Raw genomic sequence first — 15,012 nt, forward strand, 5'->3', positions numbered from 1 at the left:
CGCCACACGCCACAAAAACAAAGCCCGCGTGGCATGGGCCGGGCGGGCTGGAGACAGGTCTGGGGGCTGCGTTTATTTGGGAATGTGCTGGATGCTTTTGGAATACCTGTCGAGGTGTTCCAGCAGGCGTTCGTACAGCTCGTCGGTTGCCATGGAGTTCAGCAGCTCTGTTCTGGCTTCTTCGGCGTGGTGCTCGAACCGCGCCAGCAAGCCACTGCGTTGCACAGGCTCCAGCGTTTCGATGACGGAGAACAGAAGCGCTTCCTGCGCCAGGAGCTGGCTCTTCATTTTTCTCAGCTCCGTGGGCTGGTTTCCAAGGAAATCCATATGTCTCCGTTTTCTTGTCAGTGTGAATTATGAGCCTTGGAATACGCATGCATCGGCGTTCAGAGAAATAAATCAGCACCCGGCAGCTCCCTTAGACTCACGTCATGGCCAACATCTACGATGCAATGGTCGCCGCGCTGCGCGAGCACTGGGATGCCCATGCAGGAGCATCGCCGCGACGGTTCGAACTGACACAGAAAGCGTTCAATGCGTTGACGGATGCCCGCAAGGCGGTGATGTCCGTTGGAAGCTACTGTCCTCCACCGGGTTGGGAAGTGGTTTTCCACGGTATTCCCGTGTGGGTGGTGGAAGGCGCCGATTGCCATGTGGTGGACCAGGATGGCCAGCGCACCTCCCTGGGTATAGCGCCGCTGTACTGGGATGCGGATGGACGACAGGACCGCCGCCACACGCCCAAAAGCCAGGGCTCCTGAACGCGGGTCTGAATGGGCTGGTGCAGCGGGCTGGGTGTTATTTTTTTGTTCAATAGTTCCAAACAATTGGAATCAAATTGTCAATAAAAATTTATCGTAGTGTCAATTACACTCTTTGACGCTACTGCAGCGGATCATTTCTCGCTCAGTGAAAATCGCCCAGATCTTGCCCGGGGTAGCGCGTTCAGCCAGGCTGGTTTGCGCCCGGGTGGCAAATCGGTGGCCGGAGGTGCTGCATGAATGATGTTTCCGCATGGGGTCAGAGTGATGCTGTATACAAAACGCTGTTGGAATCCACCAAGGCCATTCCGTGGAAGATTGACTGGGCGACCAAGAAATTTGCCTATATCGGCCCCCAGATAGAGCCCTTGCTGGGCTGGTCACAGGACAGTTGGCTGACGGTAGAAGACTGGGTCATGCGCATGCACCCGGATGACCGTGACTACGTGGTGAATTTCTGCGTTTCGCAATCCCAGGCTGGTATTGACCATGAGGCGGATTACCGGGCACTGACGGCCGAAAACGGCTATGTCTGGATCCGGGATGTGGTGCATGTGATGCGCCATCCCGATGGCAGTCCCGAAGCCCTGGTCGGGTTCATGTTCGACATCACCGAACGCAAGAAAACCGAGGAAAAGCTCCTGGTCCTGCAGCGCGAGCTGGAAGCCCTTTCGTTCAAGGATGGGCTGACCGGCATTGCCAACCGGCGTCGGTTTGATGCGTGCTTCGCCATGGAATGGGACCGTGCACTCAGCGACGGTGCACCGCTGTCCGTGCTTCTGTTCGACATTGACTGCTTCAAGCAGTACAACGATGAGTATGGGCATATCCAGGGGGACAAATGCCTGGTGGACATCGCCAGCACCCTGAGTCTGGCGGTGGATGGGCCCCATGATCTGGTGGCCCGCTATGGCGGGGAGGAGTTCGTCATCCTGCTACCGCATACGGATGTCGCGACGGCGCTGAAAGTGGCCAACCGGTGCCAGCGGCTGATCCAGAAGCGGTCGATTCCGCACGCGCAGTCCCCCATCCGGGACCATGTCACCGTCAGCATTGGTGCGGGCACCATCACGCCGGATGCAGGTGCCGAACCTTCGGCGTTTCTGGACGAGGTGGACAAGCAGCTGTATGCCGCCAAGAAGAGCGGGAAAAACCGCATCGTGGCCATGCACAGCGCCCCCAGTCTGGCCCCCAGTCCGCTGGACGCCAAGTAGCTTCCGTGGCCTGGAGCCTTCTGGGCGGGAGGAGGCGTTGGACGCACCTGGCCGCTGGTGCGATAAGCCTGCGTCGTGTTCCAGCGGCACTGCTGACACCGCTTTCCATACCGTGGTTGCGCCGGGCATGCCCAGGGAGCCAGTCGCACGCCACGAACCGCATTGCATCGGGGCGGTTCGCCGATGCAAGGCCCAGCGGCGCGCAACCGCTCAGAATGTGTTCACGCGGTAGCTGCAGCCCACCAGCACCTTGCCGGGATGGGTGACCACGGTGGATACCTCATGGCTGATGACCGTGTTGATGGTGCCGCTGCCCACCTTTTCCTGGGTATGGTGTGCCACGCGCATGGCCATGTACTTGAAGCTGTCATCCCGCAGGGCTTCCTCGATGCCGAGCTTTTGGGCCACTTCCTGCGGCTTCACGTTGTCCAGCACCGCCATCAGCGCGCCGGAGGCCAGGGCCACGCGCTGCGTGCGGTAGCCCAGCACGTCCACTGGTGCGGCCAGGTCGTACTCGTGCATGAAGGGGTTGGATTCATCCGGAATGCGTGTCAGGCCCAGCGCGGCCGCCCCTTCGCCAGCGGCACCCAGGGCCAAGGCGTAGTCGTTGTAGGTGGGCACGTCATACCCACAGGCCAGCATGGTGGTCACATCCACTTTCTGCGGATCGGGCTGCCGTTGCTGGCGCTGTGCGGCGCCTGCCACCATGGCCGCGCCCGCTGCCATCACCACCACAGAACGCACCGCCGTCGAAAAACAAAATCGCATCGCTTGTATCTCAGCCAAAACAGGCATCCTACTTCAGCGATACAGCGCTTTTAAAGTCGCTTTTTGACGTGGATCACCGGGCCAAATGCCAGTGCAGGCCATCCGGGCCGAATGTTCTGGCGATGCACCGGAGCGGTTTTCTGCCCCTGCAGGCATGGGGCATAGGGATATTCCGCGCCCGTGCGGCACAAAAAAATCCCCAGCAAAGCCGGGGGAAGTCCTCTCATTCACGTGTGAGAGGAGGGAGATTTGATGCTCTCATTATGGGAGCGGCTGTCTGCTCATGTGCCATGCGCCCGGATGAATGGCGTGCACGCTGGACAAAAGGCGCATACTCTTTGCACAGACAACGCAATGCGGGTGGGAGCAGAGGCAGCCATGGATTGCTGGATAAATACCAGCCATTTCATCAATCAGGTTGCCGGGCTTTCTGCATAACCCGACTTGTCATGCGCCAGAAGTGCGCACGTGCCTGCCAGCAGGTGGTGCTCTTTCTGAATTTCCCCTGCCATGTTGCCTCGGGTAATTTCCGCAGCTCGTGCGTAAAAAAAGCCCGTATGCAGCGGGCTCGGCGGGGTAGATGCGCATTCAAATGGCATATGCGGCACGGTCTTTGCCCTTGATCCAGACCGGTTCCCGGCCGCGGCCAGTCCAGGTGGCACCTGTGGCAGGATCCCGGTACTTGGGCGCCACTGCGGAACGCGCACCCGCGGTGCGGCTGCCCGGTGTGCTCTTCTTTCCAAACACGTCGTCCACATTCAACCCATATTGGTCGATCAGCGCGCGCGCCTGCGCCACGGCCTGGGACTTTTCGCGTTGCTGGGCTTCTGCGATCAGCGCGTCCAGTTCGGATTTCTGTTGAAGCAGACTTTGGTAAGTGCTCATGGTGAAGATCCCTTCAATGGTGATTTTGCCGTGGCCATACACGCACTGCGCGCATGGCATGCGCGAAGGCTTTTCCCGGATGGCAATACCGGAGAGTTCATATCCGCTGATTGATTATCAATGGTAAGGAGACTTCTTTGATTTCTGGAATGTAAATCAAGCCCTATTGCAATTATTTCTATATGGGTGACGCCATATGGCGTACAAGGCTGTCCGTTTTGGGCGCGGGTGTCTGACACCCATCTTGAGGGCAGTGCCTTATGGCGGCTGTGTGCTATTCCTGTCCGGTGTGTAGAAGCGGCAATAGGGCGCTAGGATGCAGCTTCCCACAGTGGAGCAAGCATGGAAAAATACCGGTTCAATGTGTTTGGTGACATCCTGGCCGTAGAGCGCCATGGCCCGGTCTGGCGCTGCTTTGCCATAGGGTATGACGGAAAGCGTGGTCCGGTGGATCTGGCCATTCCGCCGGAGGTCAGCCATGCCGAGCTGCCCCAGTACCTCTACGACATCTACCATGAGCAGGCGGTGATGTCGGATGCGGACATCTTCGAGATAACCTGACCCTCTCCGTAACCTGCCATGCACCAGCATCTGGCAGACCTGTGGCTGAGCCCATGGGTGTGTGGCGTTTGCTGGCAGTCAGCGCACGTCCCCATCACAGCGGCATCCCATATTGCGCCATGGAACGATCCCGCTTAATGCACGCACACAGGGGGCTGTTTCCTATCTGCCAGATTGAAGCTGAACAAGATTAGCCTTCGGGCTGTACCCAGTTGACACGAAACTGCCCTGTTTTGAATATCTGGATGTGGACCGCCTTCCATTGCCGTAAATTTTCAGGAAGGGTGGCGCTGAGTTTTTCGACCAGCATTGCGGGAATCAATGGCCTGCATGGCTCCAATCGGTCAGTCACACCACCGGCACTTACACGGTGCGTCACCGCCACCTGGTTGAGGCCTTTGTCATCCTTTCCATTGCGGGAGTAATGAACAGAAAGCTCTTCCCAATTGTCTGGTGCATTTTCCACCAGGCAAGAGGCCAGGACTTGCACGATGTCCTTTTCGGCATCGGCCCAGGCAGGGCTCATGCAGCCCATGACAATCAAGGCCGGCAAGAGAAATTTTTTCATCCAGTTTTCAGAAGCTGTTGGTCTTATTGCGAGCTGCAAAGCAGTAAGGGACTTGGAGTTTACTCGCGATAAAGGGCGCGAACTGTTTCCAATCGGGGTCACTTTGGAGCCGTCAGCACCACCCTCTGTGCGTTGTTTTCAGTCTTGTCTTATCAGAGATGTACTGCCAGTGGCATCATGCCTCGTCTCCACTGAAAGCTGAGATTCGCTGGGTCCTGTTAGCCGCTTGGAACAATTTCCTGTTCACCAGGTTGCGCGTGGCAGTGCTTTGGGGTACAGGGGGGACTTTGACGCAAATCCGAGTGTCTGGCCCAGGGGGCTGTGTGCCAGATGCGAGGGCCATAGACTCTCTGCCAGGCAAAAACATGGGAAGGGTTGGCATGCACGCGGGATTGTTGGAAGTCCGTTCCAGTTGGTATGAGGCCTACGTGGCTGGCGATGTGCTGCGGCTGGAAGCTCTGGAGAGCCCGGACTTTATCGCCATGGGCCCACATGGCATGGAAGAGCGAGCCCATCGGCTCCACGGGATTGCCAACGCGGTGGAGGCGGGCCGCTGGTTTCCGCAGGGAAGCAGGGCCCAGGATGAACGCCTGTCGTGGCAGGCCGTCGCCCCGGATGTGGTCACGGCGTTTGGCACGGGCCGGATAGCGACACCGCGGGAACAAGGCTCCCTGGTCCAATTCACCGAGCTGTGGCGGCGCACAGGTGGGCAATGGCAGGTGGTGCAGCTGCATTACAGCGAGCTGCCGTGCTGAAAAAGGCACTGGGTCGCAGGGCGGCGGATGCCATGGGTGGCGGCAGACCGGAGGGTCCCGGGTGAAGGGCTGACCCGATGCGTCAACCTGCTGTCCCGCTTCTGGCACGGTGCAGTTCTGCCATTTCTGCCAGTCCCTGGGCATGGCTGACGATAGGTGCATATCCCAGGTCCTGGCGGGCCTTGCCGATGTACAGCGTCACCTCCACGGCTGAGGTCGCCAGTGCCTGCCGTGTCACAGGGGGATGCCAGCGCCCGCCAGACAAGCGTGCGATGCGCTCGGAGACTGTGGCCACGGCATGGACCAACCACCTGGGGACCGATTTGTCGCTCACGCTGCGCCCCTGGGTGGCCAGCAGGTCGGTGAGGAAGGTGCGGAACTCGACTGCATCAGCGTCGGTGATGAAGTAGCACTGCCCAGACTGGCCTGCCAGCAAGGCGCGTTCAATGCCGTGCACCAGGTTGCCAATGTGGGTGGTGGAGGTGCGGTAGCGGCCGCCGTCAATCCACGCGAACTTGCCTGCATCGACGGCTTGCAGCAACTGGGGCAATGCGGTTGTGTCATCGCGCCCCCAGACGAACCGCGGACGCACCACGGACACCTGCATGCCCGTTTGGACTGCGGCCAGGGCAATCTGCTCCGCTTGGGCTTTGGTGGCGCCGTAGCCGCCGACGGGGTGCTCCGGGTAGGGATGGTTTTCGTCGGCGTTGACCAGCGGGCGCCCGTCGAGCAGCACTGACTCTGTACTCAGGTGTACCGCGCGTGCCACCTGTGCCTGGGCTGCCGCGGCAAACACCCGCCGGGTTCCTTCCACATTCGTCAGCTGTTGGGCCTTGCTGGCCAGGCCATGCTGGGTGTCGGCCGCCGCATGGACCAGTGCGCAGCAGCCTTGCATGGCGTTGTGCAACTGTGGCGAGAACAGGTCACCTTCAATGGGCTGTGCACCCAGCGAACGCAGCAGGGTGCATGCGCTGGCGCTGCGCGCCAGGGCGTGGACTTCCACCCCCTGCGCCACAAAATGCCGCACCAGATTGCGGCCCACATAGCCGCTGCCGCCGGTCAAAAAGAGCCGCCGCAAGCGTGGTTCGGGCAGGGTGTGGGGGGGTTGTGGACGGGGGGCAGAAGGGGTCATGGGTCGCAGAGGCAGAAAGTGGGCGAAGCGAGGCAGCAGGCCGCCCGTGCGGCCTGCGAGGAGTGCAAAAAAAGGGGGGCCGGTGCTACCGGCGGCGCGAAGGCTGTTGGCTGGGCGGCTGGGCGGGCACTGCCGCAACGGCAGGAGGGTGGTCCACCAGTGCCTCGATGTCTGCCAAAAGCCGATCGCGGTCGGGCTGCGCAAAGGAGTGGAAGTCCAGGCTTTCCAGCAGCTTCAAGCCTTCCAATGCCAGGTACGCAATCAGGGCGCCGCGCGGTTGGGCTGCATCGGCCTGAATGGCTGCGATGACAGCGGCCTGGTTGGCCTGCATCAGATGTCGAAGGTCACCATCCTGGGCCAGTGCCGCGCACAGGTTCAAGGCCACGGCACGCTGCTGTGATGGCAGCGGGTTCGCAGCAGCAGCGATGCGCCCACGGACCGTCCGTGCGTTGGCGTCGCCCAGCCGCTGCGCTTCGGCCTGGTTGAACGCGTTGTCACGCGCGAGCGCCCGGCGCACCAGCGCCTCGATCAGGCCTTGTTTGGTCTTGTGGTCGTAGGTCACGCTGGCTTTGCTGACACTGGCTTGCACAGCCACGGCCTCCAGCGTCAGCTTGGCCGCTCCTTCGCGCGCAATGACCGCTTCAGCGGCATCCAGCAGTTGATCTTGGTCGATGACCCGTGAACGTCCCATGGCAGTAAAATTTATTTCCGACTGGTCGTATATTAATTGAGGTGATCGCAGGCGTCAACGACAGAAGCGTAAATCCACGAACACAGCGCAGGGGCATGCCCACGGACGGGCAGGGCACGATTGTGCCTGGCGGCCAGTGGCTGGCGCAGTGCCCTCGCAAGAGGCCGCTTTCGGTCTGAAGGCCTCCCTTCATCACTGTTGGTACGCCGTCATGTAGCGTCGTGCTCACCGACAGCGACTTCCTGAAGGACGGCGGCGCGACCGCGAACTTCTTTTACGGCCCCGACGCCAAAGGGGCGCAAGGCCGGTGGGTGCAGCTGTGGGATGGGGTTCACCGCACGATCAGGACCGGCATCCTGGCCAGGCGCAGGACCTTGCAGGCCACGGAGCCCAGCAACACGGCTTCGGCGGCCGTCCACCCGTGGGAGCCGATGCAGATGCCCAGGCTGTCCAGTGATTCGGCCAGTTCCACGATGGCGGCGGCATCCTCTCCCATCAGCACATGCAGCTGCCAGGGCGTGGCGGATGCTTGCAGCAACTGGCGCGCCGGGGCGGTGGCGGCCCAGCCGCGCCGTGCCAGTTCGGACTCTGCGGCTTCCTTGCTCAGCCAGGGCTGGACGTTCACCAGATCCAGCACATTCCCCTGTCCCATCGCCACCAGGTGCGCGCTGGCGGCCACGGCGCGCAAAGAGCACGCGGAACCGTCCACGGCCACCAGCCAGCGCGTGCTGGTGGTGGCGGCGCGGGTCTGGCCGCCGAACCAGGCCAGGGATGTCAGCCTGCCGAGGTTGTCGCGCCGCTCCTGATCCGGTGCCGGCATACAGGACGGGATAGAGGCAGAGATGGTGGCCGGTGTGGCTGCATCGCTCATACAACCCCCTTGGACGGTTTGCGGGCGGAGAGCTTCACGCTGAGCCACACGGAGACCATGACGATCGATCCCACAATGGCCAGCGACCAGTGGGCGGGCATATGGAACCACGGCATGGCCAGCATCTTGCCCCCGATGTAGATCAGCACCAGGGCCAGACCGTACTTCAGCAGATAGAAGCGTTCGGCCATGTCTGCCAGCAGAAAGTACAACGCCCTCAACCCCAGTATCGCGAAGATGTTGGAGGTAAAGACAATGAAGGGGTCGGTGGTCACTGCAAAGATGGCCGGGATGCTGTCCACCGCAAAGACCAGATCGCTGGCCTCGATCATCAGCAGCACCAGGAACATGGGCGTGGCATGGCGCACACCGCCGATGCGCACGAAGAAAGCCTGGCCGTGAAAGCCCGGCGCCACCCGCATGTGGCCGCGCAGCCAGCGCAGCAGGGGGTTTTTTTCCAGGTCGGGCTGGTGGTCTGGCATGTACAGCATCCTGAACCCTGTGACGACCAACAGCAGCCCGAATACATAGAGCACCCAGGCAAACTCGGACACCAGCCAGATCCCCCCCAGGATCATGATGGCGCGCATGGCGATGGCGCCCACCACGCCGTACAGCAGCACCCGGCGCTGCAGCTCCGCCGGGACGGCGAAGTAGGTGAAGATCATCACGAACACAAACATGTTGTCAACCGACAGCGCCTGTTCGATCAGGTAGCCGGTAAAGAACTCCAGTGCCTTGCGGTTGGCAATGTCGCGGCCGGCCGTGGCATCCAGATACCACCACAGCAGAACGCCGAAGCTGGTGGCCAGCGTCATCCAGGTGAGGGTCCAGCCCGCGGCCTCACGCACCGACACCTTGTGCGCCTTGTTGCCGCCCAGCACGAACAGGTCCAGGGCGAGCATGGCGCACACAAAGGCGATGAAGCCGATCCACATCGGGCCGGTGGCCAGGGTGTCGATGGTGTGCATGCCAAGGTTCCAGGCAGTTTGTGCCGTTTATGCGGTGTAGGTCTTTCGGGGAGGGGGGCCGCCGCCTGACTGCCCTGGTGGGCACATGGCGGGCTCGTCCCGGGCGCAGGCGGACTGCCGAATCAGTTGGAGGCCATCCACAATGCGACCAGGCCCGCACCGGCGCCCACCCCTGCGGGAATGCCAAAGCGTTCCAGCTTGGTGGCGGCTTCCCCCGCAATCACCTCCACGGGCACGCTGGTGCGTGCCAGCACCTGGTTGGTCACCGAGTTCTCGACCAGGCGCACCAGCGCGCTTTTGCGTGCCGTGCTCATCACAATGCCGTCGCAACCCAGCTGGCGCGCGGTGTCGACAATGCAGTCCACTGTGTTGCCGACCTCCGTGTGCACCGTGTAGGGGATGGCGGCCGCATCCAGCAGCTGCCGGGTGCCGGCCAGCGCGGAGGCAGCCTGTTCCTGGTGGAACTCCATCAGGTCGCCCTTGCTGGCGTAATCGTTGAACAGCTGCGGAAAGGGCGGCTGTACGTTCAGCAGGTGGATGACCAGGCTGGGTTGCGTCTGGTACTGCCGGATCACATGGCGCACGGCATAGTGCGCATTGGCCGAGCCATCGGACGGGACAAGAACTTTCAGCATGGTTTTTCTCCTTCGGTTGCACGGTGTGGTGCTCCAGCGGATGGCGGGGCATGGCCGCATGGCTGCATATTGGCCCCTGGCCTGAAGCGGATGGGGCAGGCCGCTGCCCAAGTCGTTCTGCCCGTTGTCACTCGAGCTTTCCCTTGGTGTTTCCCTGCATGCAATGGCCCCAACGATAGCGACGCAGCCGGTTTGTAGAAGCAGATAATCAGGAAGCCACAGCTCTGAAAAACCGAACCATGGGTCCAGGCTTCAGTTACCGGCACCTCTACTACTTCTGGGTTGTCGCCAAGGAAGGCGGCATGGCCCGTGCTGCGGAACGGCTGGGCATGGCGGTGCAGACCGTCAGCACCCAGGTGCGCGAGCTGGAACGGTCCCTGGGCTATGCCCTGCTCAAGCCCGCAGGGCGGGGACTGGTGCTGACGGATGCAGGGCTGGCCGCCATGCGGCAGGCCGAGCAGATTTTTCAGTTGGGTGAGCAGTTGCCAGCAGTGGTGCGTGATGCCGTGGGCACGCCGGTGGTGCGGTTGGTGGTGGGCATTGCCGACGAACTGCCCAAGCTGGCGGTGCGCAGCCTGATGCAGCCTGTGATGCAGGAACCGAATTTGCGGCTGCTGTGCCTGGTGGACGAATTTGCGGATCTGCTGGGGGACCTGGCGCTGCACCGGCTGGATGTTGTGCTGGCAGACCGGGCTGCCCCGTCCAACCCCAATCTGAAGGTCTACAGCCACCTGCTGGGTGCGTCCCCCATCACCTGGTATGCGCCCGCTTCGCTCTACGCGGCAGCCCGGCGGGGCTTTCCGCAGTCGCTGGCGACCGTGCCGGTGCTGCTGCCCACCACCCATGCCGCCGTGCGCGCAAGGCTGGATCAGTGGTTTGAGCGTGAAGCCATCCAACCCCATGTGACCGGAGAGTTCGAGGACAGCGCCTTGCTCAAGACCTTCGGCGCAGCAGGCATGGGCGTGTTTCCCATGGCCAGCCTGGTGCACGACGAGCTGACCACCCGCTACGGCGTGAAGCGCCTGGGCGACTGTGCGGGAGTGGAGGAGCAGTTCTTTGCCATCGGCGCCAGCCGCAAGCTGCTGCACCCGCTGGTGCAGAAGTTGTTCCCTTCCGAGGGCTAGCTTTCAGTCTGTCAGAGAGTGGGGTGGGTGCACGCACGGTGCACTCACCCGGGAGGTGGTTGGCTGGGGTTCAGCCCGCAGGGGAGTTGCCCCAGTTCAGCTCCATCGCCTGCGCCATCAGGGCAGAGCCTGCGCGCAGCGGCTCCGGCTGTCCCACCGGGGCAAAACCGTGTGATTGGTACAGGCGCATGGCCGGGGAGTCTGCGACCGTCACCCCCAACCGGACACGCTGTGTCCCACAGCTTTTTGCCCAGGCCAGCGCCTGGTCCAGCAAGACCCGGCCGGCCCCCAGGCCACGGGCCGTGGGCGCCACCCACATCTGGTAGATATCGGCCACGCCGGGCTCCATGACAGACAGCTTGCACCAGACCAGGCCACACACCGCTTCGCCGTTGACGGCAAAAAGTGCCCGGTCTGTGCCGCTCGCTGCTGCTGCTGCAATGCGTGCGGACCAGTGATCATCTGCCTGCGCCGCTTCCGCCGCCCACGTGCTGCCAAAGGCATCGGGGGCGTCCTGCAGCGCTTGCAGGCGGATGTCGCGGTACTTCTGCCATTCGTGCGGGCTGATGGGGCGAACGGAAATCAAGGCGCATCCTTGGCTGCTGGTGGTAATCGGCAGCCATTCTCACATCTCATCGGCCACAGGTTCAGATGACAGAGGCGAACGCCTGAAAGCTTTGAATCCGGCTGCCTCAAAACGAGCATTGATGGGGTGGGGTGATGGCTGCAAAGCGGCGGTTGTCGTCATTGATACCGCCAAGTCCACCAACGACCTCATGACACTCCTCGGCCGCTCGAGCCTACGAGCATGATCTCTGTGGGGCGCGCGCGCTCATACTTTGGCGAGGAAGGCCGACGCATCACCCGCTTCACACTTCCAGTCTGCGAAGACCCCAACCAGATTGCATTCCACGCAGTGGCATGCGATGTAGTACCAGCGCACGTCATGGGTGCCCTCGTACACGGAGACGCCGGACATTAGCTCGAACACCTCGTTCTCACACACGCACTCGTGCACTTCGGGGGCGGCCTCTTCAACATGGTCCGCGCTGTCGCCCATCAGGTGTTCCTGCCCGCAGTCGGTGCAGGTGCGGATTGCCACGCCGGCTTCCTCATCCGTCTGCAGCGCAAAAGTCCGGCTCCCGCAATTGCATTTGGACGATGCAAACCGGACGGCCTCATAGCCATTCGCAACGCTGTAGCTGCGCAGCTCGGCTTGGGTGTCGCCGGACGTCGTCCCGTACCAGAACTCGCCCTTCTTCGTCAGTGCCATTGATGCTGTTCCATTCTTCAAGGTGGGCTTCCCGGCAGACCTGACGCCAAGCTTGCCCTGATCATCTGGATTTTGCCTGAAGGCGCGGTGAATCGTCGTCAAGGGGCCGGGGTGGGGTGGTCTCCGACAAGGGCTGCGGACATCCTTGATCAGCTGTTGATCGCCGCCAACATTCGGTGTTGAAGCCCCTATGTCAGCTCTCCCCCGAAACCCACCGTTAACGCGGATGCCTTTAGACGGCTGTAGGCAGGCAACTGCTATCCGCTGATGCATGCCCGCTCACACACATAATCAAGGCATGACTGCAATACGAATGTCCCGGCCCGATGACGGTGCGCGCGCGGTTGAGATTTGGCGTGATGCCGTGGATGCGACCCATGACTTTTTGACCCGCGAAGACAGGGTGGCGCTGGATGCCATGGTCTGCGGTTTTCTGCCCAACGCCCCGCTGTGGCTGGCGGTGGACGGGCGTGATAGGCCGTTGGCGTTCATGCTGATCGACAACGGGCGCATGGAAGCGCTGTTTGTGGACCCCGCTGTCAGAGGCCAAGGCATTGGCGCGGCGCTGGTGCGCCACGGGCTGGCGCTGCATGCAGGCATGACCACCGATGTCAATGAACAGAACGCCCAGGCGGTGGGCTTTTACGAAAGCATGGATTTCCAGCGCACGGGTCGTTCTGCGCTGGATGGGCAAGGGCGTCCTTACCCGCTGGTCCATCTGAAGCACGCTACGTCAGGGGCCGAAGGGCGGTAAGGTGCACCAGGGGGCGGGCAGGGCACAGCGCCCATCTGCTGCACCTGCCCTTTTATCTCACCAACGGACTCTGCATTCAGCAGCGCCGAGAGCGTGCATTGACCGGGAGGCTCGAAATGGACTGTCCGCTGTTTACCGGCTTTCCACGTTGCAGGCAGCCCTGGTACACCAACCGCTGCGCCGGTCAGCCGGGTCTGGCTCCCGAGAGGCGCGCTGCGTTACTTGTCGGCAAAGACAAACACCGGTTCGTGGGTGATGGGGAAGTTCACCGAGCGGGCGATGAAGCAGACTTCGTGAATGCGACCATGGATGGCGTGGGCCACTTCCACATTGCTGCCGGTTTGCAGCGTGATCTTGGGGTGCAGCGTGGCACTGGCAAACCTGCCGGCACTGCCTGGGCCCAGCTCTGCAATCCCCAATGGCGTGTCCTGGTAGTCCAGCACCACCACCCCGTCCACGGCGGCATAGTGCAGGTACCACAGCATGTGGCAGGCGGCCAGAGCAGACAGCAGCAGATCTTCGGGGTTCATCTTGGCGGGATCACCGCCCAGCAAGGGGTCGTTCGAGCAATGGATGACGGGCTTGCCTTCGACCGCGATGTCCCAGGTGCGGTCATAGGAGCGGTAGCCGACGGTGCCTTCCCCGCGGTTGCCAGTCCACACAATGTGCGATTGGTAGTGGTGCGTCATCGTTTTGTCTTGCTGCTGAACGGGGCCTACTTTTAGGGCTTATTTGGGGGTCCTATTCTGCCCATGTTGCAAGACGGTTTTCGCAGGCCCGCCGCGCAGGGCCGCAACGGTCTGCAGGGCAGCCTGTTGCGGCTGGTGTGGGTGTGGGCATGAAGACCGCCACCGATTGGCAACTTGATGTGACCATGCAGTCGCACCTGAATCCCGACGGCGATTCGCATCTTCAAGCTGCCTCGCTTCGCATCACACAACCACCAACAGATGAGTAGATCTGCTTCGCTGGTGTAGGCCACATGCAGTCTGCATGAGGACGCCAGCCATCAAAAAAAGCCGTGACGCACAAGGTGCCACGGCTTTTTGGGGGCGAGGCTGGCAGCGTCAGGGCTGCACGATGCCGGGGTTCTTTTCGACCACGCTCTTCCAGCGTGCAATGTCCTGGTCAATGAATTTCTGGAAGGCCGCCGGCGTGCCGGGGGCCAGTGTGATGCCGCTGCGGGTGGTCAGGGCCTCCACTACGCTGGCGTCTTTCAGCACTTCGTTGACGGCGGCATTGACTTTCTGCACCACGTCGGCGGGCGTGTGGCTGGGGGCTACCACGCCGTAGTACACGCCCAGGTCGTAAGCGGGGTAACCGGCTTCGGCAAAGGTGGGCACGCCGGGGGCCAGGTGGGAGCGCTGGGTGCCGCTGATGGCCAGGGAGCGCACTTTGTCCGAGGCCACATCACCCAGCAAGGGGTTGACCAGCACGTCGATCTGGCCACCGATCAGCGCAGCCAGTGCATCGGAGCCACCCTTGTAGGGGATGTGCGTCATTTTGATGCCGGCGAACTGGTTGAACAGTTCGGTGGCCATGTGGGGGGTGCCGCCGATGCCGGAGGAGCCGAAATTCAATGCGCCGGGGTGGGCCTTGGCGTAGCTCACCACGTCGTTCAGTGTTTGAAAGCCGCGCTGGGTGCTGACTTTCAGAATCACCGGGCCGACGCCGACGTAGGCCACGGCACGCAGGTCCTTTTGCACGTCGAATTTCAGGTTGGGGTAGACCGCGGGGGCTATGGCAATGCTGTTGGCCACGATCAGCATGGTGTAGCCATCCGGTGTCGCGCGCGCCACCAGGCCGGCGGCAACGTTGCCGCCCGCGCCGGGCTTGTTGTCGATCAGCACCGGCTGGCCCAGCTTGTCCGACAGCTTGTTGCCGACGGCGCGGGCCACCATGTCAATGCTGCTGCCGGCAGAGAAGCCCACCACCAGCGTGATGGGTTTTTGGGGGTAGGTGGCGGCCAGGGCCGGGTGCGCCGTGGCCAGCAGTGCCAGTGAGGCCAGGCTCCAACGAGCCAGCGAGCGTTTGGTCAGGGAAATCATG

Annotated in this window: 19 protein-coding genes; 7 read left to right on the forward strand and 12 right to left on the reverse strand. The window is 62.1% G+C overall.

What is annotated here, in order from left to right; genetic code table 11:
• From B3349_RS19410 to B3349_RS19420, 3 genes are all read left to right on the forward strand, one after another.
• The coding region (locus B3349_RS19410) for a hypothetical protein (protein ID WP_291591237.1) at positions 1 to 360 on the forward strand (360 nt) is incomplete at its 5' end.
• Between the two features lie 71 nt (positions 361 to 431).
• The gene (locus B3349_RS19415) at positions 432 to 761 is read left to right on the forward strand and encodes a hypothetical protein (RefSeq protein ID WP_291591239.1); all 330 of its coding nucleotides are present in this window, start codon (positions 432 to 434) and stop codon (positions 759 to 761) included.
• 236 nt (positions 762 to 997) lie between these two features.
• Complete coding sequence (locus B3349_RS19420; protein ID WP_291591241.1) at positions 998 to 1,975, forward strand: GGDEF domain-containing protein; 978 nt, start codon at positions 998 to 1,000, stop codon at positions 1,973 to 1,975.
• 210 nt (positions 1,976 to 2,185) lie between these two features.
• Here B3349_RS19420 and B3349_RS19425 read toward each other — a convergent pair whose 3' ends face one another.
• Both B3349_RS19425 and B3349_RS19430 read right to left on the reverse strand, forming a co-directional pair.
• The gene (locus tag B3349_RS19425; protein WP_291591243.1) at positions 2,186 to 2,743 is read right to left on the reverse strand and encodes a hypothetical protein; all 558 of its coding nucleotides are present in this window, start codon (positions 2,741 to 2,743) and stop codon (positions 2,186 to 2,188) included.
• Between the two features lie 588 nt (positions 2,744 to 3,331).
• Positions 3,332 to 3,628 (reverse strand): H-NS histone family protein, encoded by a 297-nt coding sequence (locus B3349_RS19430; protein ID WP_291591245.1) that lies wholly within the window; start codon positions 3,626 to 3,628, stop codon positions 3,332 to 3,334.
• Positions 3,629 to 3,970: 342 nt separating this feature from the next.
• On the opposite strand from B3349_RS19430, the gene B3349_RS19435 reads away from it, so the two are divergent.
• Positions 3,971 to 4,189 carry a DUF7661 family protein gene (locus B3349_RS19435; protein ID WP_291591246.1) on the forward strand — a complete coding sequence of 73 codons (219 nt, stop codon included), beginning with the start codon at positions 3,971 to 3,973 and terminating at the stop codon, positions 4,187 to 4,189.
• A gap of 190 nt (positions 4,190 to 4,379) precedes the next feature.
• On the opposite strand, the gene B3349_RS19440 is transcribed toward B3349_RS19435, so the two are convergent.
• A complete protein-coding gene (locus B3349_RS19440; protein ID WP_291591248.1) occupies positions 4,380 to 4,757 on the reverse strand; it encodes a hypothetical protein in 378 nt (125 codons plus the stop codon).
• A 380-nt stretch (positions 4,758 to 5,137) separates the two neighbouring features.
• Here B3349_RS19440 and B3349_RS19445 point away from each other — a divergent pair, with 380 nt between their 5' ends.
• Positions 5,138 to 5,512, forward strand: a complete 375-nt coding sequence (locus B3349_RS19445) for a nuclear transport factor 2 family protein (RefSeq protein WP_291591249.1) — start codon at positions 5,138 to 5,140, stop codon at positions 5,510 to 5,512.
• An 82-nt stretch (positions 5,513 to 5,594) separates the two neighbouring features.
• Here the strand turns inward: B3349_RS19445 and B3349_RS19450 are convergent, their stop codons facing one another.
• From B3349_RS19450 to B3349_RS19470, 5 genes are all read right to left on the reverse strand, one after another.
• Complete coding sequence (locus B3349_RS19450) at positions 5,595 to 6,644, reverse strand: NAD-dependent epimerase/dehydratase family protein (protein ID WP_291591250.1); 1,050 nt, start codon at positions 6,642 to 6,644, stop codon at positions 5,595 to 5,597.
• 85 nt (positions 6,645 to 6,729) lie between these two features.
• Positions 6,730 to 7,335 (reverse strand): TetR/AcrR family transcriptional regulator, encoded by a 606-nt coding sequence (locus B3349_RS19455; protein WP_291591251.1) that lies wholly within the window; start codon positions 7,333 to 7,335, stop codon positions 6,730 to 6,732.
• 331 nt (positions 7,336 to 7,666) lie between these two features.
• On the reverse strand, positions 7,667 to 8,206 hold the full coding sequence (locus tag B3349_RS19460; protein WP_291591252.1) for a universal stress protein: 540 nt from the start codon (positions 8,204 to 8,206) through the stop codon (positions 7,667 to 7,669).
• Positions 8,203 to 9,177: a TerC family protein gene (locus tag B3349_RS19465; protein WP_291591254.1), complete on the reverse strand. Its 975-nt coding sequence runs from the start codon at positions 9,175 to 9,177 to the stop codon at positions 8,203 to 8,205. Before B3349_RS19465 ends, B3349_RS19460 begins: the two co-directional genes overlap by 4 nt.
• 122 nt (positions 9,178 to 9,299) lie before the next feature.
• On the reverse strand, positions 9,300 to 9,812 hold the full coding sequence (locus tag B3349_RS19470; protein WP_291591255.1) for a universal stress protein: 513 nt from the start codon (positions 9,810 to 9,812) through the stop codon (positions 9,300 to 9,302).
• Positions 9,813 to 10,051: 239 nt separating this feature from the next.
• On the opposite strand from B3349_RS19470, the gene B3349_RS19475 reads away from it, so the two are divergent.
• Positions 10,052 to 10,936 (forward strand): LysR family transcriptional regulator, encoded by an 885-nt coding sequence (locus B3349_RS19475; RefSeq protein WP_291591257.1) that lies wholly within the window; start codon positions 10,052 to 10,054, stop codon positions 10,934 to 10,936.
• A gap of 70 nt (positions 10,937 to 11,006) precedes the next feature.
• Here the strand turns inward: B3349_RS19475 and B3349_RS19480 are convergent, their stop codons facing one another.
• Together B3349_RS19480 and B3349_RS19485 are read right to left on the reverse strand one after the other, a co-directional pair.
• A complete protein-coding gene (locus B3349_RS19480; protein ID WP_291591258.1) occupies positions 11,007 to 11,522 on the reverse strand; it encodes a GNAT family N-acetyltransferase in 516 nt (171 codons plus the stop codon).
• Between the two features lie 246 nt (positions 11,523 to 11,768).
• A complete protein-coding gene (locus B3349_RS19485) occupies positions 11,769 to 12,209 on the reverse strand; it encodes a hypothetical protein (RefSeq protein ID WP_291591259.1) in 441 nt (146 codons plus the stop codon).
• Positions 12,210 to 12,507: 298 nt separating this feature from the next.
• Between B3349_RS19485 and B3349_RS19490 the strand changes: the two genes are divergently transcribed.
• Positions 12,508 to 12,963: an acetyltransferase gene (locus B3349_RS19490; protein WP_291591260.1), complete on the forward strand. Its 456-nt coding sequence runs from the start codon at positions 12,508 to 12,510 to the stop codon at positions 12,961 to 12,963.
• 218 nt (positions 12,964 to 13,181) lie between these two features.
• Here the strand turns inward: B3349_RS19490 and B3349_RS19495 are convergent, their stop codons facing one another.
• On the reverse strand, positions 13,182 to 13,652 hold the full coding sequence (locus tag B3349_RS19495) for an OsmC family protein (RefSeq protein WP_291591261.1): 471 nt from the start codon (positions 13,650 to 13,652) through the stop codon (positions 13,182 to 13,184).
• A gap of 378 nt (positions 13,653 to 14,030) precedes the next feature.
• Positions 14,031 to 15,011: a tripartite tricarboxylate transporter substrate binding protein gene (locus tag B3349_RS19500; RefSeq protein WP_291591263.1), complete on the reverse strand. Its 981-nt coding sequence runs from the start codon at positions 15,009 to 15,011 to the stop codon at positions 14,031 to 14,033.
• Position 15,012: the final 1 nt, after the last annotated feature.

Source organism: Comamonas sp. UBA7528 (genome assembly GCF_002479375.1).
In the GTDB taxonomy this organism is placed as follows: Bacteria; Pseudomonadota; Gammaproteobacteria; order Burkholderiales; family Burkholderiaceae_C; genus Comamonas.